We start from the raw sequence: 15,580 nt of genomic DNA on the forward strand, positions 1-15,580 counted from the left end.
GATTATTTATAAGAGGCATAGCGTGCTTTCATGAACTCATAATAGATAAAGCCATACTTGCTGTACCAATCTTCTTCGCCTAAAAGTTTTTCGCAATGATCTATTTTTAATAAGGTCCCATACGACTTTTTAATAAGTTCATTGTACTTATTGCCATAGGTTCTGTCAAATTTCTCAATGGACTTTATCACTTTGGCGCGTTCGGTTTGCCATGCCAGGCCAGAGACGGCATGAACCCCTGAAAAGTTATCACCAAAGGAAATGCCAAAATCGGTGACCTTTTTGGTGTGTTGCCCTATTTTTAAAAGCTTTTCAATCGTATACCTATCGTTATGTAGATCTGCATAGGCCTTGGCCAAACATTGGCAGCCAGGACTATTGTCTTTACTGCCGGGGGAAGTACCTGGACTAGTTTGAGGCCCTCCATTATTGTTCCTACGGGGAGGTTTGTTTTCATCAGGTGGGGAATCTGCACCCTGAGATTCTTTGGGTTGACCTTTATCATCGATGTTCAATCGTATTTGCTCCATGATATAGTCGGTGTCATCAACCCGTTCGGGGTCAATCTGCTTTGGTGCCTGCGGATAATCCCCTGGGTTTTTGAGTTGTCCGTTTTCATCGTATTTAGGCAACCTTGGTTGGGAACTTTGACTTGATTCCCCAGTAAATGGGTTTTCAGGTTCTGGCTGCCAGTTTGGATCGTATTGCTGAGGAGCATCAGGGTAGTCCCCTGGATTTTTGAGTTGTCCATTTTCATCATATTTGGGCAATCTTGGTTGGGAACTCTGACTTGATTCCCCAGTAAATGGATTCTCGGGCTCTGGCTGCCAGTTTGGATCGTATTGCTGGGGAGCATCAGGGTAGTCCCCTGGATTTTTGAGTTGTCCGTTTTCATCATATTTGGGCAATCTTGGTTGGGAACTTTGACTTGATTCACCGGTAAAGGGGTTGTCAATTTTGTCATCACTGATTTCGTGGTTGGTGGATGATACGAGTTTTGTTCCTCCTTCGCTGGAGTTGTTGGTTGAACTATTCCGCTGTCCGTTAAAGCCTTCAGACTCCGTATTGAATTCCCCTGTTTGATGGTTGTCAGGATTTTTCTTGTCAGAATTCATGGAAGGATCTTTGGCATCACCATTGCCCGTATTTTCGCTGTTCTGTGCAATAGCCGTGCAACTCGAGGGTAATGAGGGCTGCCCTGCCGGGTCCATATTTGGTTCATGGTCAATGTCATCGGGACCGAGTAGGTCTAGACCCCTACCACTTTGTTGATTCCCATATTGTTTGCCCAGAGCTTGGGTTAGTTTGCCCGCTATACCACGTGCAATGTTATGTAATTGTTTGTCTTGAAGAATGGCCCCAATGCTCCTAACCCTGGAAACCCTGCCCGCATAAACTTGGGATACCGTTGCCAGCATAAGAATCAAAATCAAGGCCTTTCCATTCCTTTTTTTGAATAGGATCAATACCAATAGTATTATAATTATTGCTAGCCCTATGATGATGTACACCAGAAGATTTGACCCATTTTTACTTTTGTCTGTTTCACTGATGGCATTATCGGTGTTTTTCGGCTGTTCGATATTTTCTTTGGAACCAATATCCACAAATAGGTTGCTTCTGGGAAAAAGCTCTCTTCCTGCGGATACAGAAACAATAAAGGGAATACCTTTTTGGGCAGCAGAAACTATTATTCCGAATTCCATGGCAGTTTTAAATGAGCTATTGAACTCCCCATTTTGGGTGGTTCCTTCCCTTTGGATATCTTCCCAGTTTTTTTTCACAATCTTTACATCTAGCCTTTTGCCTTCCTCAGTCAGTACCTGAACCATTGCCGGACGTAAAATATATCCAAGTTTTTTGATGGCAATTCTACTTTCTGTGCCGTCTGTGATACCTTTAAAATACTTGACCACATAATTCTCTCCTTCTTCGGGTACGGGAAGTTCTTCTTTTACAACCGGTATGTCATGCGCATCATCTATGGATGGAGGAATAAATCCTTCTTTCTTTTGCCCGCTGGCAAGACCTACAGCCAATAGAAAGGTAAACAGCAGCAGTTTGTCGATAAGGTTGAAGATGTTTTTCATAACTTTTACTTTCTATGCTTCTTCAATAAATAATTGGCCAGCCCGACCATTTTTTGGGTAAGCGCTTCGTGCTGTTCTTGGGTACGGTCCGTTGCCGCGTTTCTAGTGCCATAAGCAATTAAAAAAGCGTTGTCATAGTTTTCGTTTAAAATAATGACACGCCCTTGGCGCAGTTGGGTGGCAATGTAACTGTCTTTGGTGTCGGCTTCTACGATATACATTTTGGTGATCTTTTCAAGTCCATCTTTTTTGCGTTTTAAATAACCATTAATTTCATTTTTGATATCAACTTTGGTCATTTTGGTGGTTCCCATAGAGATGCCTGTATCACCACCGGCTCCTGTACCAAATCCTTTTAAGCTGAAATAGCAATTTCCTGTTTCGGCAAAACTTGGTTTTTTGGCGTAGTCTGGTATACTGAGATTCGACTCTGGCACTTTCATGGCTTTTGCCAACTCCGCAGCATCCATTCCACAGGTATAATCGATTAGTAAGGAGCTGTAATCCGCACTGGGCAAAGATTCGGTAACATCATCCTTTTTTTCAGTGCTTTTTTCGCCTTGCTGGGCGGTATCTTTCTTTGGTGCCTCACCACATGAAATGAATAAGAGGGTAAGGCCAAGCAATAGTGTATACGTTTTCATATGATTTCTTTTGAATGCGATTTATATTGGGAAATGGTTAAGAATTTTACTTGTCCTTTTTAGCAGATTTTACCATGGCTTCCTTCAGCATTTTGTTGAAAACAAGTTTGGCAGAATCCTTTTTTACGGGATCCAATGTCAAATCGTACAATTTGTACTGTTCTCGTAAATGTTGTTTCATCTCGGGGGCTAAATTGGAAAGTTCAACTAGTTCCATGAATTTGCTGATATCATTGAATTGTTCAGCTCCATCCAGTTCCATCATCCCAAATATTGGAGCTAGAACCTCGACCTGTTTGTCCAAAAGATTCATTTGCTTGACAGTATCTTTTTGCTGTCCATTGTTTTTTTGTTGGGCGAAGCCTGCTTGTGTTATAAGTAATAGGGTCGCGGTAAAAATTATAGTTTTGACTGTCATTGTTTCTTGAACTTTGTTTTTGTAATCAATCTGTTGTTGTCCACAATTTTCAATTCGTAATCCCCATCATCTAGGCGGGTTACGTTAAGGGATATTTCACCCTTGGGCATTTTAGGTAGATTGCCTATCAATTTTTTCTTCATGTTTGAGTCAATCGGTATATGGTATGCCTAGCCGGTCAAATCAAAAGTAAAAGGATAGTTTTATGATGGTTAGCACGGATGTAACAAGTGCTTTGTTATATGTAACATGGACTTAATAATCTAAATATCAGATTATTGTGGTAGGATAATTCAAATATTTTGAAAATAGTTGTGTTAAGAAGCCTTGTAATCCGAAGGAGAAACCCCAAATTGTTTTTTAAAACATTTGGTGAAATGGGAGTGATTATTGAAACCTACCCGGTAACCAATTTCTGAGACATTGACATCTGATTTTTTGAGAAGGTCAGCAGCTAGTTTCAAACGTTGGTCTCTAATGAATTCAGTAGTTGTCTGGCCTGTAAGCGCTTTCAGTTTTCGGTGCAGTTGCATGCGGCTCATACCAAGCGCTTTTGCAAAGGCTTCAGTACTGAAATCAGATGAAGGTAGTTGCTTGTCCAGTACTTCTTGGAGGGAATTTAAAAAACGTTCATCGTATGAACTGATTGAAATTTCCTTTGGGGTCAGAATAACCTCTTTACTAAAACGCTTTTGAAGCATTTCTCTGCTTTCCAAAAGATTATTTATCGATTGCTTAAGAATTTTGTTATTGAATGGTTTGGTCAAGTACACATCAGCTCCAGTCTCGAGTCCTGTTAAACGGTTTTCGTCTCCCGTCTTTGCAGTCAGCATGATAATCGGAATATGTGAAGTCGCATGATGTGTCTTGCAATTTTGGGTCAGTTTAAGGCCATTATCTTCGGGCATCATCAAATCGGTAATGATAAGGTCGGGCACATTCTCCAGGGCTCTCTTAAACCCAGTCTTACCGTTCTTTGCTGTAATTACCCGAAAAGAGGTATCAAAAAGTGAAGAAATATAGGTGCGTATATCAGCATTGTCGTCAACCATCAATAACATAGGTTGTTCTCCATTCAAAATATTTTTTTTCGGTTCAATTTCATTGGATATACCAGTAAATGATTCAGTAGTATTGACAATTTCTTGATTTTGAACATGAACTCGTATTTCAGATGCTTGAAAGGTAGCTTCATCAATGGGAAGTTCTACAAAAAAAGTAACGGAATCTAATTCGCTTTCAGCTCGGATGGTGCCCCGGTGCAATTCTACCAATTCTTTGGTCAGTGCCAGGCCTATACCCGTACCCGTTTCTTTACTATGTGTTCTATGAAAGCGGTTGAAGATTTGTTTCAGTTCTTCAGTCGATATGTTTGTGTCTGTATTTCTTATGGTTAAGCTCAAATGATGACTATCCAATTTGGCACGAAATGAAATGCGAGCTTTTTCAGGACTGTACTTTAGTGCATTGCCCAAAAGATTGACTACTACTTTTTGTAAAACCTCTTGGTCGTACCAATATACCCCGTCGTTTCCTATAATAACAGCATCGAGTTGTTGTTCTTTTTGATGCGCCCTAAATAAAAACGACTCCGATATTGTTTTCAGGAAGGTTGGTAAATCTCCCTTTGAAACCTTCAGTGCATAATGGCCAGATTCCAATTTGGATAAATCAAGAATTTGGCCGACCAAAGTCTCTAAACGATCAGTATTCTTTTTAGCAAGTAATAGGTTTTGTTGTTGGGTTGCTGTTAGTACGGAATTTTCAAGTTGTGCTTCTAATGGCCCTTTTATTAAAGTCAAAGGGGTTCGCAATTCATGGGAAATGTTGGCAAAGAAATTAGACTTTGCAGAAGCCAACTCCCTAAGTTTTTTGTTGGTCTTTTGACGGTTACTATACCTATATGATATAGAGACTAAAAAAGCACTAATTATGGTTATCAGCGCCAAATAAATGATGTTGTTCTTGCTAAGAATTTCATTGTTAAGTTGTTCTATTTCTAATTGTTCGTTACTCTTTACAAGTTCATATTGATTTTCTAAAAAAGCGATATTGTTTTTTTTTAATTCCAAATCAGCTTTAATTTCATTTAGCTCTTCCATTAAGGCATAGGCTCTATGAAAATCACCATCTTTTGAATGGGATGCTGCCAGTTTGTCTAACAATAGAAGTTTTCTTGCTTTAAATAGATTTTTGTTATCGATTATCTTTAAAGCTTTTTCTCCGCTCTTAATGGCATTATTAAATTCACCGTTTTCATAGTAAAAATGAGTGAGATAAGTATAAGGCAAGCAAAGGAAAGCACTATCTTTTCGCGTTTCAAATATGTTTTTTGATTTTTCTAAATACTTCCGAGACAAATCTATTTTTTCTGTCTTTAGATATGCAAAACCCATAGTACCATATAACACACCTTCTTGATAAGAACCTGATTCTGAATAATATGGCAGTAGTTTCAAATAACCCTCAAGGGCTAACGCTGGATTGTTCATATTGAACAATTCAATGTGTGAAAGTTTAAGGGCGTAGAATTTTAGTTGTCGGATTGATTTTGTTTTTTCGACAACCTTTAAGGCTCTCTGATAATAGATTTTTGCTTTTTCAGGATAGTTCAAATGCTCGTAAATCCATCCAATATTTGATAGAGCCAAACCCCTTGTGTTTGATTCTTTGAGCTCCGGTAATACATCTATTTCTAGCAAAAGATTTAAAGCTTCGGAATACTTTTCCTTTTTGATGTAATAAGATGCTACCCTTCTATGGAAAAGTGCTTTAAAGTAGACGTTGTCAACATTAAAGAGAATATTGTCAATTTCCTTTTGTTTTGCCTGTATTGTAATGTCAGTTTCCTTTTTTTGAAATGCATAGAAGAGTCCGACATTACCTAAAAATAGCCCTTTGGCGTTGTCGAGTTTCTCCGAAGTTGTTACAAGATTTTGATAAGCTAAAATGGCCTCTTCTATATTGCCGTTTCCATACTCAATTTCACCTCGTAGAAATAATGAAAAGAGAATATCGGAATTTAACTCTTTGTCCGTTGCATATTCTTGGTACTCAAGAACAAAATTTAGCTTTTCCTCAAAATCCAATAAGGTGTCCAAATAGTTGTATATTCTAACTTCCTTAAGTTGGGCTTGATTATTTGAACCTTGCTGAGTGACTAGCGAATCGAGATTCGTTTTGCTCTGTGCTTCGAGCAAAGTGTTGAACACTAAAAACAATACTAAAAGGCAAGCCCTTATCATTTTAGTGGGAGGGAAGAACTCTTGATATAGGATGTTTTGTCTCGATATTTGCACCGATTTTTAAAAGTTGTTACTACTTGGAAAAAGAAGCCAGTTCCATTCGGCTGCTCAACTTCCCTTTTTTATTGAAAGTTTCTTGCTTTACAATGCCTATGTCTTTTGCCAACCAAACCTTATCGGTAAATGTCATTTTGGCCATCATAGCTTTTGAACTTATGGTTGAGGCTAGTACATAACAATCAAAGGTGCCTGCTGGAGTGGTTACCGATTCTTTACCAATTACTTTTCTGTCAGTAGTTTTAACTTCCGTATTCATTTTTATACCACTCATGCTCATCGCAACTATTAACTCGCCATCGGCAAGCTCTTGATCGACGGATAGGTTGTTGGGTATTTCAACATTGGTTCCGGAGATGTCCATTTCGGCATTCATTTGTTCCAGTTGCCCCTTAAGTTGAGGGGACAATAAGCTGTTGAAATCTATAGAGATGCCATCACCAGTGCAGGTGACTTCATATTCCAGTTCCATCTGGTCTTTTGGTTTGGTGCCACCGGCTTTTACGTTCATGGTTGCAACGGTATTGCCGCCACTATTTTCCACTTTAATTACCTTGTACTCCGTAGTGCCGCTGGGTTTATCCTTTTTATCGTAGAGGTTATAGCTGAATTTGGCCCCCGCTGTCATTGGGTAGAACGTGCTACAATTGTCTTGGGCATTGGTAAAGTTTAGGCCAATTACACATAACAGACCAAAAAGAAATTGCTTTTTCATAATAGTGCTTATTGTTTTATAAATTCAACTCTTCTGTTCTGGGCTTTCCCATCAGCGGTATTGTTGTCACCAACAGGTTCAGATTCTCCCTTGCCTTCAAAAAGCAGTCTGTCCGAAGAAATCCCATAAACCGATACGAGTGCATTTTTAACAGCTTCTGCCCTTTTCTTTGATAGGGTAAGATTGTTTTCATCCGAACCATCCGAATCGGTATGACCAACTATTTTTAAGGCCATACTTTCCTCTTGTTGCAGTACTTGGGATACTTGTCGGATAATGCCCATAGACTGTGGTTGTATATTTGCCAAACCTGATTCGAACAAGATTCCGTTTGTAGAGATTTTCCCTTCGGATATCAATTTTCTTCTTAGGTCCACTCCACCTTCGGCAACCTTTAAATTTGAAATGAATAAGCGTTCTTTACTATCTTTGAATCCTCTAGGCTCAAATTTTAGCGTTGTAATCTTTCCTTCGGATACCAATCTCGGAACATCGATATATTTATTTTCATTCACCCAAAGCCTGAAACGTTTTCCATTTACCGCTACGGAAATATGGACTTTCTGTAAAACATCTTTTCTGATGTCGGCAGTAACTGTATTGTTCACCGTGTTCTTGCCCTCAATATTGTTCCAAATTCGAATACCTATGGGAACGTACTGACAAAATGGGAGGTAGGCATAAATAGCGTTCCTGCCGTAACCAAATTTGTCGCTCTCATCCAAAATGAAGTGTAATATGGCCTGGGACGAAGTTTGTTTGTCGAGACCATTGGCCAAAAGGTCAAATTCTATGGTATAATCTTGCGGTAATGTGGGAACATCGGGGATATAATATGAACTGGGTTTCATTTCGAACCATTTTCCATCTTCAGTGCTTATTTTTACAACCTCACCACTACCATTGGTGTTCCATTTTGCGGGGAAGTCACCAATAAAATCATTGCTGAAATCATCGAAGAAAAGCTGTTTGTCTCCAGGGACGTAATCAAATTTACTATATACCTGTATGGTTTTCGGTCCAGTGTTACCAACATTTTCAGTACCAGAGTTACTTTCATTGGTATTTCCTGACTTATTTTGACCGCTAGGGGTTTCAGGAGCTTTTGGAGCTTGTTTTCCGCCAGAACCTGGTTCTAAAATACTGTCCAATGCCTGATCTGTTTTTTTTGAGGTTTCGTTTTCCACGCGGCGTTCCACCGTCCGTTCTGCGGCCCTTTCAGCTTTTTTTGCCAACTTTTTGAAAAATTGGGCGTTGGTGTTTGTGCTAAAAGCTATAGCGAAAATCAATATGATTTTGCTTACTAAAGAGGTTTTCATTTAATATAGTGTTTTGATTATGTGTTCGTTAAGGTAAAATAATGTCTTTGAATCTACAAAAAGGACTTTATGGAAAAGTGCAAGATGTATATTCTGCATCAACTAATGTATAAATTGTAGTAAAGAAGCTGTTAATTCATCTTGTACAGAATTAAAGAATTCTCTTGATCCTTGGCCACTAATTCCAACTTTTTGTCATTGTCCATATCCACTAAGTCTATCAAAGAGTTTCCAAAAACAGGGAAATTGGGAATGGCTTTCGCTTGGCTGTCAAATAAATATATCTTTTGATTTTGAATGTCCGTTACGCTAACGTAGATTTTGTCATAGATATAAAAGATTTTGGGTTTAGAATAAACCCCTAAATCCAATTCCACTTTTTTTCCTCTTATACTTAAGACATTGTCATCCATAAAGGTTAAGGTCTTGCTGGTAGTATACATTCCATGATCTTTACTAAGATTGAAATTAGTACTGGTAAGTTTTCCCTTTGTGTCAATTTGATGCAGCACTCCTTTTTTGTTTGTAGTGGAAAACTTGTCCTTGTATAAAAAGACCTCATTGTCGGAAAAATCAATTTTTTGAGATACCTTAATGCGATCACCGCCTGATCTATGAAGGATTTTAAGGGTTTTATCTTCTAATTGAAATATCAAATAATCTTTGTTGGAAACCCTGAAGTGTTTTGGAGCTTTTAAAATGGCGCTCTGTGCTTTGGTATAGGTGAATCCGTCAACTACCTGGGCTTTGTTGTTGTACATAAAAACTTTTTCACCCTGGGTAATTATAAAGCGATAATCTTTTTTTCCTTCATAATCGAATACGGCTAAAGGATTCAAATTTCCGCCTTCAAATGTTTTATTAAAGGGAGGTACTTCGTCTCCGTTTCTATCAATAATCAAGAACTGGTTATTAGTGCAAAAAGCGAGTTGTAAACGTCCATTTTTGTAGATGTCAACCTGTTGTATGCGACCTTGTATTCTTCCTTCCAATTGTTTTTTCCAAAGCACTTTCCCATCAGTTGAAATCAGATATAAAAAGTTGTTTTGGTCTTGAACAACAATTTCTTTTTTATTGGTTCTGTGATTTTTTACGAACTGGGGATCAATTGCCAAGTCAGTATCCAATTCCAAAGTAAACAAAGGCGTTACGGTATTGCTTTTTACTGTTTTTTCAATTTTGGAGACCAGAAAGTTGACATGTGCAAAATCAGTATCGGCTACCACTTGGGCTGCAAAAGTATGGTCCGAAAAATCTCCTTTCTTAATAGGATTAAAAAGTTCAGCAGCAAACTCTTGCTCAGCAAAGAAATCTATTCCTGAAGAATTGGAAACAAATAAAATACTGGACTCATTGGCCAGTGGAGCTTTTGCGGTTGTATAAATAGGAGCATTACTAAACGATGTTGCATTCCTGTAATTGCTTATTATAGTTTGTAAGGATTCTTTATTTTCTGAAAAAACAAAAGTATTTTCCAGAATAGTACAAAAGTTGGATGCAAAATCTTTTAATAAAGGGGCAAACCCTTCGGATAACAGATTCTTGTGATTCAAAACCAAAATTTCACTTCCCTGATAGGTAGAAGATGAAGTTTTATCGGCATTCAAGAATTCTGATAAACTTTCGGTTCCAAAGGAATTCAGTAGGGCTACTTTGTTATTGTTTAAATAGATGATGCCAACTTCTTCAACAGTGTTGAAAAGCGTGTCAATTGGTTTTACTCTATCCAAATAGACATTTTGGTTTTTAGCAAAAATCTGATAGTCATCAAAAGTATAAGAAAGTACAGCCTGTGCATTTAATGGAGCAAAGAGCGGTGTTTTGTTGGTTAAAGGAGTTGTCCCCTTAAATAAATTGATGAAGTTTTTTGTAGAATCCGTGGCAATAGCTACTCCGTTAAAATTGATGTTATCAGAATTGGCCGAAAAATCTACGGAAACCCAGTCAGAAAAAGATTTTACACCATCATGGTTTTCCTTTAGTAGAGAAGAGAGTATGGAGGATGGCTCATTCAAGTTAAAGAATAGAGTTGCTGATTTACTAGGTCCAGCAGTATCGTACAATCTTTTTAATGAGGGATTGACCTTTGTACTGTTGGCGCGAGCCATATTTTCTATAAGCATTAGTGAAGAGCTCATAATAATGGTATCATCCTCGAACATGCTATAGACTTCATTGCCCTCTATGGTATACTTGGTTATGCTTTTGTTTTGGTAAGCAAGTGTCTCAACCGTTTTATCAGTGATGTCTTCCAGATTGATGAAATCGGCACTTTTATCGGAAACAAGAACAAATTCATAATTCTCTTTGCCAATTTCATAAAAAGCCAAAACACAAGTAGCTTCCGTACTAACATGCTCTAACCCCTTTGTCTTTTTAAGAATTTGCTCATGAATTGGAAAATTGTTCGTTTTTTCAAGAAACGTGTTGTTTTTAAGCTCGCTCTTGAAATTGGATAAATTATTGATTTTTACAATAAGTGAAGAATTTGGTGGCAAGTATCCTAATAATGAATCTGTAATTATCACCTCGGTCTGGCAAGAAATGAAGAAAAGGATGAGTATGGGTAGCAGTACTTTGGATTTCATTTTCAAAGTTTCCAACAAATTTATGATTTTTAAATATCCAGTGTTAGCTGTTCCGGAAGTTGTCTAAAGCTTTTTCTGTGATATTTGGTAAGTCCATGTTCTCTAATGGCTTCGCGGTGTTCTTTTGTAGGGTATCCTTTGTTTTTTTTCCAATTGTACATAGGAAATTCTTCATGTATCCCAGCCATGTAATCATCTCTATAAGTCTTGGCCAGTATGGATGCTGCGGCAATACTCATAAATTTGCCGTCTCCCTTGATAATACACTCATGTTGAACAGAAGGGTAGGGTTTAAATCGGTTGCCATCAACAATAATAAAACTTGGAATCTGTGATAATGTGTCCAAAGCCCTGTGCATTGCCAATATGGATGCGTTTAAAATATTGATGCTATCTATTTCATTTTCAAAGACATGACATACAGAAAAAGAGACTGCTTCTTTTTCAAGAATAGGCCTTAAGAGTTCTCTTTTTGATTTTGATAGTTGTTTGGAGTCGTTTAATATTTCGTTTGAGAAACCTTTGGGAAGAATTATTGCCCCTGCAGTGACCGGTCCGGCCAAACAGCCTCTTCCAGCTTCATCTGTCCCCGCTTCATCTGGGTATTTGTAAATGTCTTTGAGCATTTTCTATAGGAGCAAATATTTGGCAATCTAAAATAAAGAATGAAATCTAAAGCAGAAAAATCAAATTTAAACCTTGAAGTTTTTTGCCAATGAATTCTCTTTTTTGTCATTAAAGTGTTTTAACAAGAACTTTTAAGCTGCAAACTTTCACATTTCTTTAGAAACAAAACATATACCTTTGTTCGACGAATAACATGGAATGAGATTTTTATTTTTTGCCCTACTCTTTTTTCTGGGTCAATTACTGTTTGCACAACAAGATTCTTTACCCCCATTAGAGAAAACAGACTCTATAGCTAAAGGAAAGCCCAAATTCATAAAACAAAAAGAAGAAGAAGAGGAAGAAGAGCGAACGGTTTCTATTGTTGATTATAAGATTATTTCTTACGCAAGGGATACCACTTCGTTAGATACTACCCTTACTATTTTAAAAGAATACAAATACAATTTTTTAAGAAAGGATGATTTTGAGTTGATGCCTTTTTCCAATATTGGTCAACCCTATAATGCCCTTGGAAGAACCTTTTCCAATACTTCTTTCTATCCGCATTTGGGCGCGATGGCAAAACACTTTAATTATTTTGAAAAAGAAGATATAGATTACTATAGCGTTGCAACTCCAATGACAGAGCTTATGTTTAAAACTACATTGGAGCAGGGACAATTATTAGACGCTTTGCTAACCTTCAATCTGTCCGAAAGATTTAATTTTTCATTGGCCTACAAAGGATTTAGGTCTTTGGGAAAATATCGTTTTGACCAAGCTCAGTCGGGAAATTTCAGAACAACGTTCAATTATCGCAACAAAAGGGATAACTATAATGTAAGAGGACATATAGCAGCTCAAGCAATTGAAACTGAAGAAAATGGAGGATTGCTTAATAGAGAACAATTTGAGAATGATCCAGAAGGTGATTTTACAGATAGGTCACGGATTGATGTTCAGTATCAAGATGCAAACAATCGGGTGTTGGGTAAGCGCTACTTTTTAGATCATCAATTAAAACTGTTGAATATAAAAAGAGATTCTACGGATAATGAACCCACAACACTTACCATTGGTCATGAATTTAATTATGAAACTAAACTATATGAGTTTATTCAGTCATCCCAAACAGATGCTTTTGGCCTAGACCCGTTTGTAACTCCTATAGAAGATAAGGCTCGGTTAAAAACAATGTTCAATAAAGTGTCCACAAAATTTTCAAATAAAACTTTGGGCAATGCAACAGGTAGCATTAGCCTTTACAATTACAACTATTTTTTTAATAGCATTTTGGTGACCGAAGCAGGTACAATTCAAAATCAATTAAAAGGAGAAGAAATTGCTGTAGGGGGCGGCTATTCTAAAAAATTCGGTCGCCTGTTTCTAGAAGGAAATATTAATTACAGTGTCTCTGGAGAGCTTACAGGGAATGCATTCAATGCAGCGGTGGAATATCAAATAAATGATAATAATCAAATATCTGGTTTTATTAGTGCCTCCTCCCGAATGCCCAACTTTAATTTTTTGTTGTATCAGAGCGATTATCAAAATTTTAATTGGCAGAACACGGCTGTTTTTGAAAACATCCAGACACAGAGCATCGGATTTGGTTTTGATTCAAAGTGGTTAGGCTCAATTGAGGCTGAATATAGTGCCATTGATAATTATACATACTTTGAGTCCATTGCAACACAAGAACAGATAGATAATGCTCAAGAGACCGCCTTTGTAAAACCGTTTCAGGAAGCCACAACGATAAATCATTTACGGGTGAAGTACACCAAGGAATTCAAGTGGAGAAATTGGGCTCTCAACAATACTGTGCTCTATCAAGATGTTACCCAAGATAAACAAGTGCTTAATGTACCACAGTTGGTGACAAGAAACACACTTTACTTCTCAACAGATGCATTCAAAAAGGCAATGTTCTTGCAGACTGGGATAACCTTTAAATATTTTACCTCCTACAATATGAATGCCTACAATCCATTGTTGGGAGAGTTTTACATTCAGAACAGAGAAGAACTTGGAGGCTTTCCAATGTTGGACTTTTTTATCAATGCCAAAGTGAGGCAAACTAGAATATATTTAAAGGCTGAGCATTTTAATTCATCCTTCTCCGAGCCTAACTTTTATTCGGCGCCAAACTACCCCTTTCGAGACTTTGTTATTCGTTTTGGATTGGTATGGAATTTCTTTTCTTAAAATTATCATAACATTGAAATAATTTGAAGCTGAAAAACAGTGGATTACAATTTTATTTATTTTTTTAGAGAAAAATAGATGGAAACTACTTGCGGAGGAAAAATAAGGTGTTTATATTTGCACCCGCTTAGCTGATAAGGCTGGGTTTGAAAAGAGGGAAAATAGGCCTGGTAGGGTCGTTTTTTTTCTTTTGGATTGAAGAAGTTCATTTACATATTGTATAGACAGCGTAAAAGAGAATAACAAAGAACCATTTTGATGTCAAGGACTTGGTAGTTGTTTGGGAGTTGAATAGATATTTAACGATAGACAATGAAGAGTTTGATCCTGGCTCAGGATGAACGCTAGCGGCAGGCCTAACACATGCAAGTCGAGGGGTAACATTTGTGCTTGCACAAGATGACGACCGGCGCACGGGTGCGGAACGCGTATGGAACCTGCCCTTGTCAGGGGAATAGCCCAGAGAAATTTGGATTAATGCCCCATGGCACCATAGGGACACATGTTCTTATGGTTAAAGATTTATCGGACAAGGATGGCCATGCGTACCATTAGTTAGTTGGTAAGGTAACGGCTTACCAAGGCAGCGATGGTTAGGGGCCCTGAGAGGGGGATCCCCCACACTGGTACTGAGACACGGACCAGACTCCTACGGGAGGCAGCAGTGAGGAATATTGGACAATGGAGGAGACTCTGATCCAGCCATGCCGCGTGCAGGATGACTGCCCTATGGGTTGTAAACTGCTTTTATACGGGAAGAAACGCACCTACGTGTAGGTGTCTGACGGTACCGTAAGAATAAGGACCGGCTAACTCCGTGCCAGCAGCCGCGGTAATACGGAGGGTCCGAGCGTTATCCGGAATCATTGGGTTTAAAGGGTCCGTAGGCGGGCCATTAAGTCAGGGGTGAAAGTCTGCAGCTCAACTGTAGAATTGCCTTTGATACTGGTGGTCTTGAGTCGTTGTGAAGTGGCCGGAACATGTGGTGTAGCGGTGAAATGCATAGATATCACATAGAACACCGATTGCGAAGGCAGGTCACTAACAACGTACTGACGCTGATGGACGAAAGCGTGGGTAGCGAACGGGATTAGATACCCCGGTAGTCCACGCCGTAAACGATGGATACTAGCTGTCGGGACCTCGGTCTCGGCGGCCAAGCGAAAGTGATAAGTATCCCACCTGGGGAGTACGTTCGCAAGAATGAAACTCAAAGGAATTGACGGGGGCCCGCACAAGCGGTGGAGCATGTGGTTTAATTCGATGATACGCGAGGAACCTTACCAGGGCTTAAATGTAGTATGACAGGACTAGAGATAGTTTTTTCTTCGGACATATTACAAGGTGCTGCATGGTTGTCGTCAGCTCGTGCCGTGAGGTGTCAGGTTAAGTCCTATAACGAGCGCAACCCCTACCGTTAGTTGCCAGCATGTAAAGATGGGGACTCTAACGGGACTGCCGGTGCAAACCGTGAGGAAGGTGGGGACGACGTCAAATCATCACGGCCCTTACGTCCTGGGCCACACACGTGCTACAATGGCCGGTACAGAGGGAAGCCACCCCGTAAGGGGGCGCGGATCTATAAAACCGGTCACAGTTCGGATCGGGGTCTGCAACTCGACCCCGTGAAGCTGGAATCGCTAGTAATCGGATATCAGCCATGATCCGGTGAATACGTTCCCGGGCC

At 38.9% G+C, this 15,580-nt stretch carries 10 protein-coding genes and 1 rRNA gene (1 of these 11 only partly in view); 2 read left to right on the plus strand and 9 right to left on the minus strand.

The window, feature by feature from the left end; all coding sequences use genetic code 11:
- Nucleotides 1–2 precede the first annotated feature (2 nt).
- From LV704_RS12085 to LV704_RS12125, 9 genes are all read right to left on the minus strand, one after another.
- The gene (locus LV704_RS12085) at nucleotides 3–2,090 is read right to left on the minus strand and encodes a hypothetical protein (protein ID WP_163419793.1); all 2,088 of its coding nucleotides are present in this window, start codon (nucleotides 2,088–2,090) and stop codon (nucleotides 3–5) included.
- A gap of 5 nt (nucleotides 2,091–2,095) precedes the next feature.
- On the minus strand, nucleotides 2,096–2,734 hold the full coding sequence (locus LV704_RS12090) for a hypothetical protein (RefSeq protein ID WP_163419792.1): 639 nt from the start codon (nucleotides 2,732–2,734) through the stop codon (nucleotides 2,096–2,098).
- A gap of 46 nt (nucleotides 2,735–2,780) precedes the next feature.
- The gene (locus tag LV704_RS12095) at nucleotides 2,781–3,152 is read right to left on the minus strand and encodes a hypothetical protein (protein ID WP_163419791.1); all 372 of its coding nucleotides are present in this window, start codon (nucleotides 3,150–3,152) and stop codon (nucleotides 2,781–2,783) included.
- Nucleotides 3,149–3,295, minus strand: coding sequence for a hypothetical protein (locus LV704_RS12100; RefSeq protein ID WP_163419790.1), 147 nt, complete (start codon nucleotides 3,293–3,295; stop codon nucleotides 3,149–3,151). The genes LV704_RS12095 and LV704_RS12100 overlap by 4 nt, the downstream gene beginning before the upstream one ends.
- 174 nt (nucleotides 3,296–3,469) lie before the next feature.
- Complete coding sequence (locus LV704_RS12105; protein ID WP_163419789.1) at nucleotides 3,470–6,451, minus strand: helix-turn-helix domain-containing protein; 2,982 nt, start codon at nucleotides 6,449–6,451, stop codon at nucleotides 3,470–3,472.
- Between the two features lie 19 nt (nucleotides 6,452–6,470).
- Nucleotides 6,471–7,169 carry a DUF3108 domain-containing protein gene (locus tag LV704_RS12110; protein WP_163419788.1) on the minus strand — a complete coding sequence of 233 codons (699 nt, stop codon included), beginning with the start codon at nucleotides 7,167–7,169 and terminating at the stop codon, nucleotides 6,471–6,473.
- Nucleotides 7,170–7,177: 8 nt separating this feature from the next.
- Nucleotides 7,178–8,488 (minus strand): OmpA family protein, encoded by a 1,311-nt coding sequence (locus LV704_RS12115; RefSeq protein ID WP_163419787.1) that lies wholly within the window; start codon nucleotides 8,486–8,488, stop codon nucleotides 7,178–7,180.
- Nucleotides 8,489–8,619: 131 nt separating this feature from the next.
- Nucleotides 8,620–11,076, minus strand: a complete 2,457-nt coding sequence (locus LV704_RS12120) for a ribonuclease HII (RefSeq protein ID WP_163419786.1) — start codon at nucleotides 11,074–11,076, stop codon at nucleotides 8,620–8,622.
- Nucleotides 11,077–11,105: 29 nt separating this feature from the next.
- On the minus strand, nucleotides 11,106–11,702 hold the full coding sequence (locus LV704_RS12125; RefSeq protein WP_163419785.1) for a ribonuclease HII: 597 nt from the start codon (nucleotides 11,700–11,702) through the stop codon (nucleotides 11,106–11,108).
- A 199-nt stretch (nucleotides 11,703–11,901) separates the two neighbouring features.
- On the opposite strand from LV704_RS12125, the gene LV704_RS12130 reads away from it, so the two are divergent.
- Nucleotides 11,902–13,893, plus strand: coding sequence for a putative porin (locus LV704_RS12130; RefSeq protein WP_163419784.1), 1,992 nt, complete (start codon nucleotides 11,902–11,904; stop codon nucleotides 13,891–13,893).
- 309 nt (nucleotides 13,894–14,202) lie between these two features.
- Nucleotides 14,203–15,580, plus strand: a 16S ribosomal RNA gene (locus LV704_RS12135) (it continues 144 nt past the right edge of the window).

Source organism: Flagellimonas sp. CMM7 (genome assembly GCF_021390195.1).
Classification (GTDB): domain Bacteria; phylum Bacteroidota; class Bacteroidia; order Flavobacteriales; family Flavobacteriaceae; genus Flagellimonas.

Excerpts from the sequence above, each read along its gene's own strand:
- LV704_RS12085 (WP_163419793.1), bottom strand. The coding sequence starts at position 2,090 with ATGAAAAACATCTTCAACCTTATCGACAAACTGCTGCTGTTTACCTTT.
- LV704_RS12090 (WP_163419792.1), bottom strand. The coding sequence starts at position 2,734 with ATGAAAACGTATACACTATTGCTTGGCCTTACCCTCTTATTCATTTCA.
- LV704_RS12095 (WP_163419791.1), bottom strand. The coding sequence starts at position 3,152 with ATGACAGTCAAAACTATAATTTTTACCGCGACCCTATTACTTATAACA.
- LV704_RS12100 (WP_163419790.1), bottom strand. The coding sequence starts at position 3,295 with ATGAAGAAAAAATTGATAGGCAATCTACCTAAAATGCCCAAGGGTGAA.
- LV704_RS12110 (WP_163419788.1), bottom strand. The coding sequence starts at position 7,169 with ATGAAAAAGCAATTTCTTTTTGGTCTGTTATGTGTAATTGGCCTAAAC.
- LV704_RS12115 (WP_163419787.1), bottom strand. The coding sequence starts at position 8,488 with ATGAAAACCTCTTTAGTAAGCAAAATCATATTGATTTTCGCTATAGCT.
- LV704_RS12120 (WP_163419786.1), bottom strand. The coding sequence starts at position 11,076 with ATGAAATCCAAAGTACTGCTACCCATACTCATCCTTTTCTTCATTTCT.
- LV704_RS12125 (WP_163419785.1), bottom strand. The coding sequence starts at position 11,702 with ATGCTCAAAGACATTTACAAATACCCAGATGAAGCGGGGACAGATGAA.
- LV704_RS12130 (WP_163419784.1), top strand. The coding sequence starts at position 11,902 with ATGAGATTTTTATTTTTTGCCCTACTCTTTTTTCTGGGTCAATTACTG.